Annotated in this window: 13 protein-coding genes and 1 pseudogene; 2 read left to right on the plus strand and 12 right to left on the minus strand. The window is 73.9% G+C overall.

Going from position 1 to position 15813, the window contains the following annotated elements; all coding sequences use genetic code 11:
- Positions 1-29: 29 nt before the first annotated feature.
- Positions 30-416, plus strand: a pseudogene (locus tag A3CO_RS39690) (hypothetical protein); the annotation flags it as partial.
- A gap of 143 nt (positions 417-559) precedes the next feature.
- Positions 560-742 carry a hypothetical protein gene (locus A3CO_RS39695; RefSeq protein WP_018333625.1) on the plus strand — a complete coding sequence of 61 codons (183 nt, stop codon included), beginning with the start codon at positions 560-562 and terminating at the stop codon, positions 740-742.
- A gap of 150 nt (positions 743-892) precedes the next feature.
- On the opposite strand, the gene tpiA is transcribed toward A3CO_RS39695, so the two are convergent.
- The 12 genes from tpiA to A3CO_RS32980 all read right to left on the minus strand — a co-directional run bounded on the left by tpiA (position 893) and on the right by A3CO_RS32980 (position 15781).
- Entirely contained in the window at positions 893-1675 is a 783-nt protein-coding gene (gene tpiA, locus A3CO_RS0117970; RefSeq protein WP_018333626.1) for a triose-phosphate isomerase, read from the minus strand.
- Positions 1676-2920 carry a phosphoglycerate kinase gene (locus A3CO_RS0117975; protein WP_018333627.1) on the minus strand — a complete coding sequence of 415 codons (1245 nt, stop codon included), beginning with the start codon at positions 2918-2920 and terminating at the stop codon, positions 1676-1678.
- 37 nt (positions 2921-2957) lie between these two features.
- A complete protein-coding gene (gap, locus tag A3CO_RS0117980; protein WP_018333628.1) occupies positions 2958-3974 on the minus strand; it encodes a type I glyceraldehyde-3-phosphate dehydrogenase in 1017 nt (338 codons plus the stop codon).
- Between the two features lie 126 nt (positions 3975-4100).
- Positions 4101-5114 (minus strand): DNA-binding protein WhiA, encoded by a 1014-nt coding sequence (gene whiA, locus A3CO_RS0117985; protein WP_018333629.1) that lies wholly within the window; start codon positions 5112-5114, stop codon positions 4101-4103.
- On the minus strand, positions 5105-6256 hold the full coding sequence (locus A3CO_RS32970; protein ID WP_018333630.1) for a gluconeogenesis factor YvcK family protein: 1152 nt from the start codon (positions 6254-6256) through the stop codon (positions 5105-5107). Before A3CO_RS32970 ends, whiA begins: the two co-directional genes overlap by 10 nt.
- Positions 6253-7134 carry an RNase adapter RapZ gene (rapZ, locus tag A3CO_RS0117995; RefSeq protein ID WP_018333631.1) on the minus strand — a complete coding sequence of 294 codons (882 nt, stop codon included), beginning with the start codon at positions 7132-7134 and terminating at the stop codon, positions 6253-6255. The genes A3CO_RS32970 and rapZ overlap by 4 nt, the downstream gene beginning before the upstream one ends.
- Positions 7131-9185 carry an excinuclease ABC subunit UvrC gene (gene uvrC, locus A3CO_RS0118000; protein ID WP_018333632.1) on the minus strand — a complete coding sequence of 685 codons (2055 nt, stop codon included), beginning with the start codon at positions 9183-9185 and terminating at the stop codon, positions 7131-7133. The genes rapZ and uvrC overlap by 4 nt, the downstream gene beginning before the upstream one ends.
- Before the next feature lie 134 nt (positions 9186-9319).
- Positions 9320-9880, minus strand: a complete 561-nt coding sequence (locus A3CO_RS32975) for a MarR family winged helix-turn-helix transcriptional regulator (protein ID WP_018333633.1) — start codon at positions 9878-9880, stop codon at positions 9320-9322.
- Between the two features lie 751 nt (positions 9881-10631).
- Positions 10632-11357 carry a PIG-L deacetylase family protein gene (locus A3CO_RS0118010; protein WP_245561527.1) on the minus strand — a complete coding sequence of 242 codons (726 nt, stop codon included), beginning with the start codon at positions 11355-11357 and terminating at the stop codon, positions 10632-10634.
- A gap of 18 nt (positions 11358-11375) precedes the next feature.
- Positions 11376-12224, minus strand: a complete 849-nt coding sequence (locus tag A3CO_RS0118015) for an SWIM zinc finger family protein (RefSeq protein ID WP_018333635.1) — start codon at positions 12222-12224, stop codon at positions 11376-11378.
- Positions 12214-15291: a DEAD/DEAH box helicase gene (locus tag A3CO_RS0118020; RefSeq protein WP_018333636.1), complete on the minus strand. Its 3078-nt coding sequence runs from the start codon at positions 15289-15291 to the stop codon at positions 12214-12216. The genes A3CO_RS0118015 and A3CO_RS0118020 overlap by 11 nt, the downstream gene beginning before the upstream one ends.
- Positions 15292-15307: 16 nt before the next feature.
- The gene (locus tag A3CO_RS32980) at positions 15308-15781 is read right to left on the minus strand and encodes a Rieske (2Fe-2S) protein (protein WP_018333637.1); all 474 of its coding nucleotides are present in this window, start codon (positions 15779-15781) and stop codon (positions 15308-15310) included.
- Positions 15782-15813 lie beyond the last annotated feature (32 nt).

Here is a 15813-nt window from a genome sequence, read left to right on the forward strand (position 1 = left end):
CGTGACCTCCAGGTCTCCATCCGCCCCGGATGCGGGACGGGCGTTCGTGCGTCACACTACCCGGCCCCCGTCGGGGGGATTCCGGTGGTCACACCGTCGGTGGGCCGACCGCACACCGTGAACGACGAGATCGCGTCGGAGGTTGCGGTTCCCGACGGCGGGTGGTTCCGGTCGCGCACCATCGGAACGACACCGTCCGGAGGACGTGCGCGGATCGCATCGCCGACATCTGGGGCACCCATACGCCCCACGCCCGCGACACCCCGTGGCCGGTGCGGGTGGACCTGCACCTCGACGACGGGCTCTCCGTCGACGACGTCGAGCGCTGGGTCCCCAGCGCCTGCGTGCTCTGCAGCAACGGCTGCGGCGCCGAAATCGCCGTGCGCGACGGCCGGATGGTCGGCATCCGCGGCCGCGCGGACGACGTCGCCAACCACGGCCGCCTCGGTCCGAAGGGCCTGTACGGGTCGACCCGCGCGCTGCACTCGCCCGACCGCCTCACCCGCCCGCTGGTCCGTGACGAGCACGGTGCGCCGGTGAGACCGACTGGGAGACCGCGATGGGCCGCGTCGTCGCCCGGTCACGCCGGTCCCTCGCGGAGTCCGGCCGGGCCGCGGCGGCCCTGCGCGACCGGGACCTCGTCGACCTCGCCGCCACCGGTTCGCGCGACGCCGCCCGCATGGTGCGGTGGCTCCGCAGCCGCACCGAACTCGCGGCCGCGCAGGCGCTGGTGGTGGGCTGACCGCGCCCGACCCGTCGTTGTTCGGAAGCGTGAGGGGAACCCTCGAGCGTTCTCTGCGCCCGAGGGTCCCCGTCACGCCCGGAGATGAGCGATGGGCCCCTTACGTCGGACAGACCGACGCCAGGGGCCCTTCGCCCGGAACGGGGTGGGCTACAGCGGGCCGCCCGCCGCGAGGGCGCACAGCTCCGCGAAGCCCTCGGGGTCGAGGGAGGCCCCGCCGACGAGCGCGCCGTCGACGTCGGCCTGCCCGACGATCTCCTTGACGTTGCCGGCCTTCACCGAGCCGCCGTAGAGGATGCGCACCGCCTCGGCGACCGCGCCACCGTGCTGCTCGCGCAGGCGCGCCCGCAGGGCACGGCAGACCTCCTGCGCGTCCTGGGCCGTCGCGGTCTTGCCGGTCCCGATCGCCCAGACCGGCTCGTAGGCGATGACCACGCGGCCGACCTGCTCCGACGAGAGGCCCTTGAGCGACCCGTCGAGCTGGGCGGTGCAGTACGACACGTGGTCGCCCGCCTCGCGCACGTCCTCCCCCTCGCCGAGGCAGAGAATCGGCGTGAGGCCGTGCTCGAGCGCCTTGGTGACCTTGCGGGCCACCAGGGCGTCGTCCTCGCCGTGGATCGTGCGGCGCTCGGAGTGCCCGAGCACCACCCACGTGCACCCGAGCTTGGCGAGCATCGCCGCGGAGACGTCGCCGGTGAACGCACCGGACTCCTCGGGCGAGCAGTCCTGCCCGCCGTAGGTGATCGGCATGGAGTCCGCGTCGATCACCGTCTGCACGCTGCGCAGGTCGGTGAACGGCGGGCACACGGCCACGTCGACGTGGTCGTAGTACTTCGTCGGCAACCCGAAGTAGAGCTTCTGGACGACCCCGATGGCCTCGAGATGGTTCAGGTTCATCTTCCAGTTGCCGGCGATGAGCGGCGTGCGTGCCACCTAGGAGCCCTCCTCGTTCGACGGTCGAGCTCCGCTGCGCTGCGTCTCCTCGAGCACGGCGATACCCGGGAGGTCCTTACCCTCGAGGAACTCCAGGGACGCGCCGCCGCCGGTCGAGATGTGCCCGAAGCGCTCCTCGTCGAGCCCGGCGGCCCGGATCGCCGACGCGGAGTCGCCGCCGCCGATCACCGAGAACGACGGCGAGTCGGCGACCGCCTCCGCGACCCCGGTGGTGCCGGCCGCGAACGGCTCCATCTCGAACACGCCCATCGGGCCGTTCCAGAACACGGTCGCGGCGTCGGCGAGCTTCTCGCCGAAGAGCCGCACCGTCTCCGGCCCGACGTCGAGCCCCATCCAGCCCTCGGGGATCTCGGTGACCGGCACGGTGCGGGTGTTCGCGTCCGCCGCGAACGCGTCGGCGACGACCACGTCGACCGGCAGCACCAGCGTGTCGGAGTACCGCGACAGCAGGTCCTTGCAGGTGTCGATCTGCTCGGCCTCGAGCTTCGACCCGCCGACGTCGTGCCCCTCGGCCGCGAGGAACGTGAAGCACATCGCCCCGCCGACGAGCAGCGTGTCGACCTTCGGCAGCAGGTTCTGCAGCACCGCGAGCTTGTCGGAGACCTTCGACCCGCCGAGGATCACCACGTACGGGCGGGCCGGATCGCCGGTCAGGCGACGCAGCACCTCGGTCTCGCGGGCCACCAGGTCGCCGCCGTAGGCCGGGAGCTTCCGCGCGATCTCGTACACCGAGGCCTGCTCGCGGTGCACCACGCCGAAGCCGTCGGAGACGAACGCCCCGCCCGGCACGAGCTCGGCGAGCTCGGTGGCCAGGGCGTCGCGCTCCGAGCCCGTCCCGGTCTCGCGCGGTTCGCACCGCACGTTCGCGAGCATCGCGACCCCGCCGGCGGTCAGGGTGCCGGCCACGTCCCGCGCCGACTGCCCGACGACGTCCTCGGCCAGCGACACGCGCTGGTCGAGCAGCTGCCCGAGCCGGCCGGCGACCGGGGCCAGGCTGGACCGCTTGTCGCGGCCCAGCGGCTCCGGGTCCTTGATCCGGCCCAGGTGCGCCATGACCAGGAGCTTCGCGCCCGCCCCGACGAGCTTCGTGATCGTCGGGAGAGCCGCGCGGATGCGGCCGTCGTCGGTGATCGAGTAGCCGTCGAGCGGGACGTTGAAGTCCGCCCGCAGGAGGACGTAGCGGTCCTGCACGCCCTCCGCGATGAGGTCGTCGACGGTCTTCATCAGATGGTCCAGCTCCGCTTCGCTGCGTGTCCCGGCATCAGAGCTTGGAACCCACGAGCGTGGTCAGGTCCACGACGCGGTTCGAGTAGCCCCACTCGTTGTCGTACCAGCCGATGATCTTCACGGTGTTGCCGTTGAGGACCTTCGTCATGCCGGAGTCGAAGGTGCACGACGCCGGGGTGCCGACGATGTCGGTGGAGACGATCGGATCCTCGGTGTAGACCAGCACGCCCTTGAGCTCGCCCTCGGCGGCCTTCTTGAACGCCTCGTTGACCTGCTCGACCGTGACCTCCTGGTCGAGCGTCGCGGTCAGGTCGGTCACCGAGCCGTCCGGCACCGGCACGCGCATCGCGACGCCGTTGAGCTTGCCCTCGAGCGCGGGCAGCGCCAGCGCGGTCGCCTGGGCGGCACCCGTCGTCGTCGGGATGATGTTGACCGCGGCCGCGCGGGCGCGACGCAGGTCCTTGTGCGGGGCGTCGTGGACGCGCTGGTCGCCGGTGTAGGCGTGCACCGTCGTCATGAAGCCGGTCTGCAGGCCGAACGCGTCGTGCAGGACCTTCGCCATCGGCGCCACGCAGTTGGTGGTGCAGGAGGCGTTGGAGAGGATGTTCTGCGACCCGTCGTAGACAGAGTCGTTGATCCCCATGACGACCGTCAGGTCCTCGCCCTTCGCGGGGGCCGAGATGACGACCTTCTTGGCGCCGGCCTTGAGGTGCTTCCCGGCCGAGTCGGCGTCGGTGAAGATGCCCGAGGACTCGATGACGATGTCGACGCCCAGGTCGCCCCAGGGCAGGTCGGCCGGGTCGCGCTCGGCGAAGGCCTTGACCTCGGTGCCGTTGACGATCAGCGCGGAGTCGTTGTACTCGACCGTGCCGTCGAAGCGGCCGTGCACCGAGTCGTACTTCAGCAGGTGCGCGAGCGTCTTGTTGTCGGTGATGTCGTTGACCGCCAGCACCTCGATGTCGGCAGTGCCGGCGGCGCGCTGGACCTCGAGCGCGCGGAAGACGTTGCGTCCGATCCGGCCGAAGCCGTTGATGCCGATCTTGATGGTCACGCGCAGTCCTGTCTCTTCGGGGTGTTCGTGCTGGCAGCGCCGACCCTAACGAAGGCGGCGCGGGGCACGCATCGTCGCGAAGGCCTCACCTGCGGGCGCTGACCAGCAGATCCGGTGACGGACGGCTCAGTGCTCACGCCCCGCGGGGACCTCGACCATGTCGTCCTCCAGGTCCTCGGCGGAGACCGCCGCGGAGGTGTCGGGCACCCGCATGTCCTTGGCCTTCTTGTCGGCCATGGCGAGCAGGCGCCGGATGCGGCCGGCGACCGCGTCCTTCGTCATGGGCGGGTCGGCGAGCTGGCCGAGCTCCTCCAGCGACGCCTGCTCGTGCTGCACCCGCAGCCGGCCGGCGGTGATCAGGTGGTCGGGCACCTCGTCGCCGAGGAGTTCGAGCGCGCGGTTCACCCGGGCGGAGGCGGTGACGGCGGCCTTGACCGAGCGGCGCAGGTTCGCGTCGTCGAAGTTCGCGAGCCGGTTCGCCGTCGCCCGCACCTCGCGGCGCATCCGGCGCTCCTCCCACTGGAGGACCGAGGAGTGGGCGCCGATGCGGGTCAGCAGCGCGCCGATGGCGTCGCCGTCGCGCACCACGACCCGGTCGGCCCCGCGCACCTCGCGCGCCTTCGCGGCCACACCCAACCGGCGGGCGGCGCCGACGAGTGCCATCGCCGCCTCCATGCCGGGGCAGGTGATCTCGAGCGCGGACGAGCGGCCGGGCTCGGTCAGCGAGCCGTGCGCGAGGAACGCGCCGCGCCACGCCGCCTCGGCGTCGCACACCCCACCGGAGACGACCTGCGGCGGCAGGCCCCGGACCGGGCGGCCGCGCGGGTCGAGCAGCCCGGTCTGGCGCGCCAGGGAGTCCCCGTCGGTCGCGACACGCACCACGTACCGCGTGCCCTTGCGGAGGTTGCCCTGCGAGAGCACGTGCACCTCGGGCTGGTGCCCGTACAGCTCGTGGATCTCCCGGCGCAGGCGACGGGCGGCGTTGCCGGTGTCGAGCTCGGCCTCCACCACGACGCGCCCGTTGACGATGTGCAGCCCACCCCCGAAGCGGAGCAGGGCGGACACCTCGGCCCGCCGGCAGCAGGTCTTCGTGACGGCGAGTCGGCTCAGCTCGTCCTTCACCGCAGCGGTCATGGCCACCGTAGGTCCTCCTCGTCGTGGCGGTAGGCGCCGTCGGTGGGCGTGAAGAACACGTCCGCACCGAGGCGGCGCCGTGCCGCTCTCCCCCAGGTCTCGACACGCGCGTCCCACTCGTCGTCGGGCACGCGTTCGCGCGAGGCGGCACTGCCCGCCGCCTCGCGCAGGGCCCCGGCCAGTGCCACGGCATCGTGGCGCGGGGCGCCGTCGGGTTCGCCGACGGCGGTGAACAGGGTGGTCGCGCCGAACGCCTCCGCGCCGCGGCGGAGCCGGTCGGGCTCCGGCGTCGCGTCGGGGTCGGCGATCACGACGTCGAGCCGCAGCCGCGGGGCGTGCTCGGCCAGCGCGTCGAGGTGCTGCTCGGGCGAGAAGCCCGCGGTCTCCCCGGGCTGCGGGGCCAGGTTCAGCACGAGGACGCGCCGCGCCTCGGTCTCGCACAGGGCGGTGAAGAGCTCCGGGACCAGCAGGTGCGGCATGACGCTGGTGAACCACGAGCCCGGCCCGAGGGTCACGAGGTCGGCCGACCGGATCGCCGCCACCGCGTCGGCGCACGCCTTCGGGCGGCGCGGGACGAGCCGGACCTGCCGGACGTGCCCCGGGGTCGTCGCGACCGCGACCTGCCCGCGGATCCGGTGCGCCACGTCGTCGTCGCGGGCCGCCGAGGAGGAGATGCCGAGCCCGGTGACGTCGGCCTCGATGTCCACCGGCATCGGGCTCATCGGCAGCACCCGGCCGCGGACCCCGAGCAGCCGGCAGGCCTCGTCGAGGGCGGCCACGGGGTCGCCGAGCACGTCGAGCAGGCCGGCGAGCACGAGGTTGCCCACGGCGTGCCCGGCGAGCGCGCCCGAGCCGCCGAAGCGGTGCTCGAACAGGCGCCGCCACGCGGCCACGTCGGTGGGCCCGGCGTGGTCCCGCTCGGCGAGCGCGTCCAGGGCCATCCGCAGGTCGCCCAGCGGGAGGATGTCGAGCTCGCGGCGGATGCGGCCGGAGGACCCGCCGTCGTCCCCGACGGTCACCACGGCGGTGACGTCGTCGGTGAGCCGCCGCAGCGCCCGCAGAGTGGCGTGCAGGCCGTGCCCGCCGCCGAGGGCGGTCGCGCGGAACGGGGATCCGGGCGCCTCGCCGTGGCCGTTCGGGCTGCTCATTCGCGGCCCACGTCCCGGTGCGAGACGGTGACCCGCACCCCGTCCTCACCGGCCATCCGACGGGCGATCTCCTCGGCGATGGCGACACTGCGGTGCTTGCCGCCGGTGCAGCCGACCGCGACGGTGAGGTAGCGCTTGCCCTCGCGGCGGTAGCCCACGCCCACGATGCGGAGCAGCTCGAGGTAGCGGTCGACGAACTCCGCGGCGCCCTCCTGGGAGAGAACGTAGTCGCTGACCACCGCCTCGCGCCCGTCGTGCTCGCGCAGCTCGGGGATCCAGTGCGGGTTGGGCAGGAAGCGCACGTCGACGACGAGGTCGGCGTCCTGCGGCAGGCCGTGCTTGTAGCCGAAGGAGAGCACCGTGACGCTGGACGTGACCTCGGCGGCGCTCTCGTGGAACGCCTGCTCGATGGCCGTGCGGAGCTCGTGGACCGACCGGTTCGAGGTGTCGACGACGAGGTCGGCGAGGTCGCGCAGCGGCGCGAGCAGCTCCCGCTCGGCGTCGATGCCGTCGACGAGCCGGCCGTCGCCCTGCAGCGGGTGCGAGCGGCGGTTGGACTCGAACCGCCGGATCAGCACGCTGTCGTCGGCGTCGAGGAACACCACGCGCGGGCGGGCCCCGCGGGTGTCCAGCTCCTTGATGGCCGCGCCGAGGTCCGCGGTGAACGCCCGGCTCCGCACGTCCATGACGACCGCGATCCGGGTGACCTGCCCCTGCGAGCGCGCGCCGAGGTCGACGACGGTCTCGAGCAGCTCGGGCGGCAGGTTGTCGACGACGAACCACCCCAGGTCCTCGAGGACCTTCGCCGCCGTGCTCCGCCCCGCACCCGAGACCCCCGTGACGATGGCGACCTCGACCCCGCCGTCACTGTCACTCACGACGCCTCCCCCTTGTCGATGGTCGAGCTCGGCTGCGCTGCGTCGCCGGCGTTCAGTGCGTCGAGCACCGCCTCTGCGGTGCGCTTCCCGACGCCGGGCACCTCGGTGATCTCCTCGACGGTCGCCGCCCGCAGCTTCTTCACCGACCCGAAGTGCTTGATGAGCGCGGTCTTGCGCGTCGCGCCGAGCCCGGGCACGCCGTCGAGCTCCGAGGTCGTCATGCGCGCCGAGCGCTTCTGCCGGTGGTAGGTGATGGCGAAGCGGTGCGCCTCGTCTCGCACGCGCTGGAGCAGGTAGAGCGCCTCGGAGGTGCGCGGCAGGATCGCCGGCATCTCGTCGCCAGGCAGCCAGACCTCCTCGAGGCGCTTCGCGAGCCCGCACACCGCGACGTCGGTGATGCCGAGCTCCGAGAGCACCTCCTGCGCGGCCGCGACCTGCGGGGCGCCACCGTCGACGACGAGCAGGTTCGGCGCGTAGGCGAACTTGCGCGGGCGTCCCGTCGTCGGATCGATTCCGGGCAGCGGGCCGTCGATCGCGGCCGGGTCGATCTCGCCCGAGGCGGGCGAGCCGTCGTCGGTCTCGCCGGAGCACGACGTCGTCGTCGGGTCGTGCTCGGCGTCGGCCGCGGTCTCGCGCAGGTAGCGCTGGAAGCGACGGCGCACCACCTCGGCGATCGCCGCGACGTCGCCGCCCTCCGCGCCGCCGCGGATCGCGAACCGGCGGTAGTCCGACTTCTTCGGCAGGCCGTCCTCGAACACCACGAGGCTCGCGACGACGTCGGAGCCCTGCACGTGGCTGACGTCCGTGCACTCGATGCGCAGCGGCGCGGAGTCGAGCTCCAGGTACTCCTGGATCTCCTCCAGGGCCGCGCTGCGCGCCGTGAGGTCGCCCGCCCGCTTGAGCTTGTGCTGGGTGAGCGCTTCCTTCGCGTTGCGTTCGACGGTCTCGGCGAGGGTGCGCTTGTCGCCACGCTGCGCCACCCGGAGGCTCACCCGGCTCCCGCGCAGCTCGGTCAGCCACTGCGCCAGGGCCACGTGGTCCTCGGGCAGGGCCGGCACGAGGACCTCGCGCGGGACCGGCTGCACCGCGTCGTCGGCCGAGCCCGCGAGGGCCGCCTGCTCGCCGTAGAACTGCGAGAGGAACTGGCCGGTGAGGACCTCGAGCGTGTCCTCCTCGCCGCGTTCCACCACCCAGCCCCGCTGCCCGCGCACCCGGCCGCCGCGGACGTGGAAGATCTGGACCGCCGCCTCCAGCGGATCGAGCGCGAACGCGACGACGTCGGCGTCGGTCCCGTCGCCGAGCACCACGGCCTGCTTCTCGACGACCCGCTTGAGCGCCCCCGCGTCGTCGCGCAGCCGTGCGGCGCGCTCGAAGTCCATCTCGGCCGACGCGACCTGCATCTCCTTCTCGATGCGGGTGATCAGCTGGTCGGTGTGGCCGGCGAGGAAGTCGCAGAAGTCCAGCACGATCTGCCGGTGCTCCTCGGCGGAGACCCGCCCCACGCACGGCGCGGCGCACTTGCCGATGTAGCCGAACATGCACGGCCGGCCGATCTGGCCGTGGCGCTTGAAGACCCCGGGCGAGCACACCCGGGCCGGGAACACGCGGGTCAGCAGCTTCAGCGTTTCGCGGATCGCCCACGCGTGGGCGTACGGCCCGAAGTAGCGCACACCCTTGCGACGGGGCCCGCGGTACACCTTGAGCTGCGGGTACTCCTCGTTCAGCGTCACTGCGAGGACCGGGTAGGTCTTGTCGTCGCGGTACCGGACGTTGAACTGCGGGTCGTACTCCTTGATCCAGTTGTACTCGAGCTGGAGGGCCTCGACCTCGGTGCCCACCACGGTCCACTGCACCGCCGCCGCGGTGGTGACCATCCGGCGGGTGCGGGGGTGCAGCCCCGACAGGTCGGCGAAGTAGGAGTTGAGGCGGCTGCGCAGGCTCTTGGCCTTGCCGACGTAGATGACGCGACCGCTCGCGTCGGAGAACCGGTAGACGCCAGGAGCCTCCGGGATGGTTCCCGGGGCGGGGCGGTAGGTGCTCGGATCGGCCATGGCGAGTACCAGCGTAGGCGTGTCTCCTCAGCGTGTCGGCGTGCACCCAAGCGGGTGGAGTCGGCGTGTCGTTCGGCGTGTCCCGGCCCGAGACACTTGCGCTCCGGTGTGTCGGCTCGTGCCGGCCGAGGCCGTCAGCGTTCAGCGTGGGGCGTGCGCTGACGCTCCTGCCACCGGCGGTACCGGTTCTCCTGCCACCGCTGCTCGGCCTGGTCCCGCGCCGAGCGCATCACGCGGTCGGTGACCTGGACCAGGGCCCGCAGCATGGCGACCCGACGCTCCGGGGCCATGTCCCCGGCCACCACGGCGAGGTCGTGCCGGACGCGTGCCCGGGCGTTCTGCAGCAGGGCCCGGGTGTCCGGGGACAGGAAGACGAGCCACCCCCGGCCGTCGTGGGGGTCGTGGTTCCGGGCGACGTGGTCCCGGTCCTCCAGCCGTCCGACCGCCCGCGCGGTCGCGGCGTGGCTGAGCGAGACCCGTCCCGCGAGCGCGGAGATCGACAACGGGTCGACGGCCCGCAGGACCTCCAGGATGGCGAGCTCCGTCGGATCGAGCCCGAGCCGGGCGGCGTCGGCGCGGAACATCTGCACGACCGCCGGCACGAGCCGGTCGAGCACCGACGACGCGAACTCGGCGTTCTCCGCCACGAGCTCGGCACCCCAGGGCGGCATCCTCGGCGGGAGTTCGTCGGCCACGGGACGAACGATAGGTGGAGCGCCGACGCGCCAGGGGCGGTTCGGGGACATTGCCGCCGCCGCGGTCCCTGACGCAGGACTCGGGACGCGCACGGGCAGTGGCCGCGTCCGGCCGCACCACCTCGGGGCGAGGCGACTCCTGCGCGGGGCGCACACACTCCGGGGTGCGGGACGAGAAGGTCCGCCGACCCCTACGCGCGACGCACACACTCCGAGGCGCGAGAGGAGAAGGTCCACCAACCCCAGCGCGCGACACACACTCCGAGGCGCGAGATCAGACAGTCCCACCGACTCCCGCGCGAGACGCACACATGCGATCGGGTGGTCGCGCGTGTATGCGTGGCGCGTCGAGGTCCCGCGGGTTTCCCGCCGGGTCGGCGAGTGTGTGCGTAGCGCGTCGAGGTCCCGCGGGTTTCCCGCCGAGCCGGCCAGAGTGTGTGCGGGTCACGTCGAAGTCCCGCGGGTTTCCCACCGAGCCGGCCAGGGTGTGTGTGCGTAGCGCGTCGAGGTCTCGCGGGTTTCCCGCCGGGTCGGCCAGAGTGTGTGCGGGACGCGTCGGGGTTCCGCGAGTTTCTTGCCGGGCCAGCCAGAGTGTGTGCGAGACGCGCTGAAGTCCCGCGAATTTCCCGCCCGGCCGGAGGAAGTGGGTGTGGGACGCGTCGGGTCCCAGGGGTTCCCTGGCTGAGCCGACGACCGTGCGCGGGACGCGCGGGACGCAGCGCGCCCGCGCCGACCCGTCGTCGGGAACCCGCTACTTGGTGTCGAGGACGAGGAAACCCTCGGCGTAGCGGCGCTCGTCGGCGGGGGTGCCGTCGGTGCACCAGCCGGCGGCCTTGGCCTGGGCGTAGCCCCACATCTGCATGCGCTCGGCGAGGTCGGTCATGTGGGCGGTCTGCGACTCGTGGGCGCGCAGGGCCTCGATCTTGCGGTCGAGGGTGTCGGTGATGTCGACGTAGAGGTCGGCGCCCTCGCCGGGGTTGGCGATCCAGGTCTCGGCCACGGTCCAGGCCTCGAGACCCTCGTCGGCGAGGAGCTCGGGGTGGGCGAATGGATTGCGGGCGTCGGGGTAGATGGCGCACATCGAGGCCTCGCCGGCGGCGATGTGGTCGGGGTGGCTGCCGTAGGTGCTGCGCAGGTTGCGGGTGGGCGAGGGGACGACGCAGCGGTCGGGGCGGCGCTGCCGGATGACGCGCGAGAGGTCGCGGCGGAGCTCGTGGGTGACGTAGAGCCGACCGTCGGGGTAGCCGAGCCAGTCGATCTCGTTCACGCCGTACACGTCGGCGGCGGCGCGCTGCTCCTTGCGGCGCAGCTCGGCCATCTCCACGCGACCCACGGCCTCGTCGAACCCGCCCGCGTCGCCGTCGGTGACGATGCAGTAGTCGACGGTGTCGCCCTCGGCCACCCACCGGGCCACCGAGCCGCCGCTGCCGAAGTCGATGTCGTCGGGGTGCGCGACGATCATGAGGATGCGAGCCACGCGCACCGTTCTACCGGCTCACGCCCCGAAACGCCGGTACAGGGGCCGGAGGGCCTCGCGGGCGTCGACGCCGTCGACGGTCACCCCGAGCGGCGGCATCTGGTCGAGCAGCTCCTCGGAGTTGCCCGTCACCGGCCGCCCGACCTCCGGGAGCGGGCCGCCCGCGGCCCAGAAGCGGTCGACCACCCGGGCGAGCGGGGTGACGGCGGGGCCGTCGTCGTCGCGCCGGTCGCGGATGCCCGCCAGCAGGGTGGCCCGGTCCCGGCCGCGCCAGCGCAGGATGAGGAAGGGGTCGTCGTCGAACCGCTCCGCCACGAGGTACGCCACGGCCGCCAGGTGCTTGCAGGGCACGGACCAGTCGGGGCAGGAGCAGTCCATGGGCATCTCGCGGGCCCCCGTCGGGAAGAGCGAGAGACCGACGCGGCCGAAGACGTCCTCGAGGTCGTCGGGCACGGTCCCGCCGAGCAGCGAGGCGGCGTACCAGGAGTCGGCCGCGAAGGCGTCCTCGACGGCCTCCCAGGCCTCGTCGGCGAACGTCGTGATGCCGATCCGCGCGCGGTAGGGCTCCGCTCGGGAGCCCTGCACCGTGGCGACGATCTCGCCCGGCTCGATCGCGAGGTCGATCACCTGGCCGGCGCGGGCGTAGGTCTTCCCCCGGTCGAGCCGCCCGCCGACCCCGAGCTTCTGCAGCACGGCGAGGAACCGGCCCGACCACCACGACTCCCCGATCGCCCCGCGCCGGCTTCTCGCGGCGATCCCGTCCTCGACGGCGATGCGGCGGCCGTACTCGGGGCGGCCGCCGGCGCGCCCGGGCTCGTCGAACTTCTCGTGGAACGGCTCCGTCGGGCGGCGACGTCTAGGCGGCATCGTCGTCGTCCTCCAGGTCGCGCTCGTCCTCGGTGTCGTCCGTCCCGGCCGTGGCGTCGGCCCCGAGCGACACCATCCGGCGCAGCTCGTCCGTGGACAGGCCGGTCAGCCAGTCGGGGTCGTCCCCGCCATCGCCGATGACCTGGCCCGCGAGGGTGCGCTTGCCCTCGATGAGGTCGTCGATCCGCTCCTCGACGGTGCCGCCGCAGACCAGCTTGCGGACCTGCACGGTGCGCTTCTGCCCGATGCGGAACGCCCGGTCGGTGGCCTGGTCCTCGACCGCCGGGTTCCACCACCGGTCGAGGTGGATCACGTGCTGGGCGGCGGTGAGGGTCAGCCCGGTCCCGCCGGCCTTGAGGGACAGCAGGAACAACGGCGGGCCGTCGGGGCCCTGGAACGCCTCGACCATCCGGTCGCGGGCCGTGCGGGAGGTCCCGCCGTGCAGCCACAGCACCTCGACCCCGAACCGGCGCGCGAGGTGCGGGGCGAGCGCGTCGCCGAACTCGGCGAACTGCGTGAACAGCAGCGCCTTCTCCCCCGCTGCCAGGATCTCCGCGACGATCTCCTCGACGCGCGCGAGCTTGCCGGAGCGCCGCGCGAGCGGGGACCCGTCGTGCAGCAGCAGCGCGGGGTGGTCGCAGACCTGCTTGAGCTTGGTGAGCGCGGCCAGGACCTTCCCGCGCCGCTCGATGCCCTCCCGGCCCGCCGTCTCCAACCCGGACAGCGTCTCGGTCATCTCGTCGACGACCACCTGGTACAGCGACGCCTGCTCGGCCGTCAGGCCGCACCGCTCGACGGTCTCGATCTTGTCGGGGAGGTCGTCGACGACGGTCCGGTCGGTCTTCACCCGCCGCAGCAGGAACGGGCGGACGGCGGCCTGGAGCCGCTTCGCCACGTCACCGCGGCCGTGCCGCTCGATGGGCACGGCGTACCGGTCCCGGAACGCCGTGACGGTGCCGAGCAGCCCCGGGTTCACGGCGTCCATGATCGACCAGAGCTCGGCGAGCCGGTTCTCGACCGGCGTCCCGGTGAGCGCCAGCCGGTGCTCCGCGTCGACGGTGCGCACGGCCCGGGCGGCCCGTGAGCGGTTGTTCTTCACCAGCTGGGCCTCGTCGAGCACGAGCCGGTGCCAGGAGTGGCGCGACAGCTCCGCGACGTCGCGGGTCAGCGTGCCGTAGGAGGTGACGACGAGGTCGGCGGCCGCGAGCATCTCGCCGAGGTCCCCCGTCGTCCGGCCGGCGCCGTGGTGCACGACGACGCGCAGCCCGGGTGTGAAGCGCGCCGCCTCCCGCTGCCAGTTCCCGACGACGGAGGTGGGCGCGACGAGCAGCGTGGGTCGCCCCGGCGCCCCGGACCGGTCGTCGGGACCGCCCCGCTCGTGGGCCTCCAGGGCGAGCACCTGGAGCGTCTTGCCGAGCCCCATGTCGTCGGCGAGCACGCCCCCGACGCGGAGCCCGGCCAGGAACGCGAGCCACGACACCCCGCGTCGCTGGTAGGGCCGCAACGTGGCCTCGAGGGCGGGCGGGTCGTCGAGCAGTTCGAGGTGGGCGTCGGCCGCCCCGGAGAGGAGGGCGCCGAGCGACCCGGCGGCCGTGACGTCCTCGACGGGGAGCGGTGCGGCCCACTCGGGCGGCAGGTCGTCGTGATACGCCGAGTGCAGGGCGATGACGTCGCCCACGGTGCCCTCGGCCGGGGCGCGGTCGAGGAAGGCGAGGCCGGCCCGCAGCCGGTCGGGGTCGACGGCCACCCACCGGCCGCGCAGGAACACCAGGGGCGCCTTCGCGTGCACCAGGGCGCGCATCTCGTCGTCGGAGAGCGTCTCGCCGTCGACCGCGAGCTTCCAGGAGAACTCGACGAGCTCCTCCTTGCGCAGCCGCCCGCGGAGCGCGACGACGCCCTCGGGCCCCGCGCCGCCGGTCGCGTTGGCGGTGATGCCCAGCCGGGAGGGCTCGGACCACCAGCTGGGCAGCAGCACACCGAACCCGGCCCGGTCGAGCGGCGCGGCGACGTGGAGCAGGAAGTGGTGCGTGCCCTCGCGGTCGAGCTCCATCCCCGTCGGGCGGGGCACCCGCAGGGCGTCGGTCAGCTCCGGGTAGATGGTGGCCGCGCGCCCGAGCTCGGCGAGCAGCATCTCGCTGGGGTCGTCCAACCAGCGCCGCAGCGACCCGGCGTCGCGCCAGATCGACTCCGCGGTGACGCGCAGGCTCGCGTCCTGCGAGGACTGCAGCGAGAACTCCAGCCAGAACCGCGGCTCGCCATCGACGGCGTGCCCCAGGTCGTCGACCGCGATCTCGGTGAGCCGGAACGTGCCGCGGGCCGGACCGGCGTGCGGGGCGCCGACGACCTCCCAGCGGGCGAGCCCCGGGTCCAGCTCCCCGTCCGCGGCGGCCCGCTGCAGGGCCGGCGGGGCCGGTTCGTCGCGGAGCCGGTGGCGGGCCTCGGCGTCGACCAGCGCGGTCAGCGCCTCCGTGACGAGCTCCGCGGGGTCCGGGCCCACGCCGTCCGCCACGGGCCGGCCGTCGAGGGCCTCGGCGCGGACGGCGGGCGGCAGGGCCGCGGCGAAGGCGTCGGCGGCGACGAGGTCACGGCCCTGGAGGACCGGGTGCCAGCCGAGCGGGTCCTCGTGCTCGGGTGCCGGCGCGGGGAGGACCCGGCCCTGCGCGACGAGGTCGGCCGCGAGCCGGCCGAGCGCCCGCAGCACCGCGAACTCCTCGCCCTCCCCCGGCAGCGGCTCGGAGCGGAGCAGGACGTCGGGGTCGAGCTCCAGCACCGGGACCGTCCACGGCGCGAGCGCGGCGGCCGTCGTGGCGGCCTCGGAGGGCACCGGCTCGCGCGTCGACCCGGTCGGCCCGGCCGTGGACGGCAGGTGCAGGACGGCCTGGCCCTCACCGCCCGTCGCGCCGAGCGCCGCCGCGACCGCCCGGAGCTGCTCGTGGTCGGCGGCGAAGGGGTGCGGCCGCGCACCCCGGGCCCGGCTGCGCGCCGCACCGGTCGCGCGGCGCGCCGGGTCCTCGGCCCAGAGGCAGAGCCCCCGACCCGGCGACCACGCGGCGTGCAGCGCGAGCATGCGACCGTCCTGCCGGCTAGACGAACTGCACCTGCCCGTTCACGACGGTCGTCGCGACGGGGGTCAACCCACTCTGCGCCGGGCCCTTCTTGAGCGCGCCGGACGTGGCGTCGAACTGGCTGCCGTGGTTCGGGCAGGTGATCGTGCCACCCTCGGGCGGGTCGACCGTCGTGCCCTGGTGCGGGCAGGTCGCGTCGAAGGCCTTGATGACGCCGGCCCGGGGCTGGGTCAGCACGACGGGTCCCTTCGGGCCGTTCACGACGAGGCCGCCCCCGACCGGCACCTGCGCGACCGGCGTCCCGCTCGCGGCGGGGGTGGTGGTCGCGCCGCCGGTGGCGGGGCCGGAGCCACCGTTGCCGGCGGCCGGAGGCGCCTCGCCGCCGGACGAGCAGGCGGCGAGGGCCGCGGGCGCGGCGAGGGCGACGACGAGACCGCACAGGGCACGACGACGGGTGAGTCCGGTCGGGGTGGCGGACGGCTCGGTGGTCACGGGTGGGGCCTCCGTCGGGGTCGCGGTGGTGC

Source organism: Actinomycetospora chiangmaiensis DSM 45062, assembly GCF_000379625.1.
Classification (GTDB): Bacteria; Actinomycetota; Actinomycetes; order Mycobacteriales; family Pseudonocardiaceae; genus Actinomycetospora; species Actinomycetospora chiangmaiensis.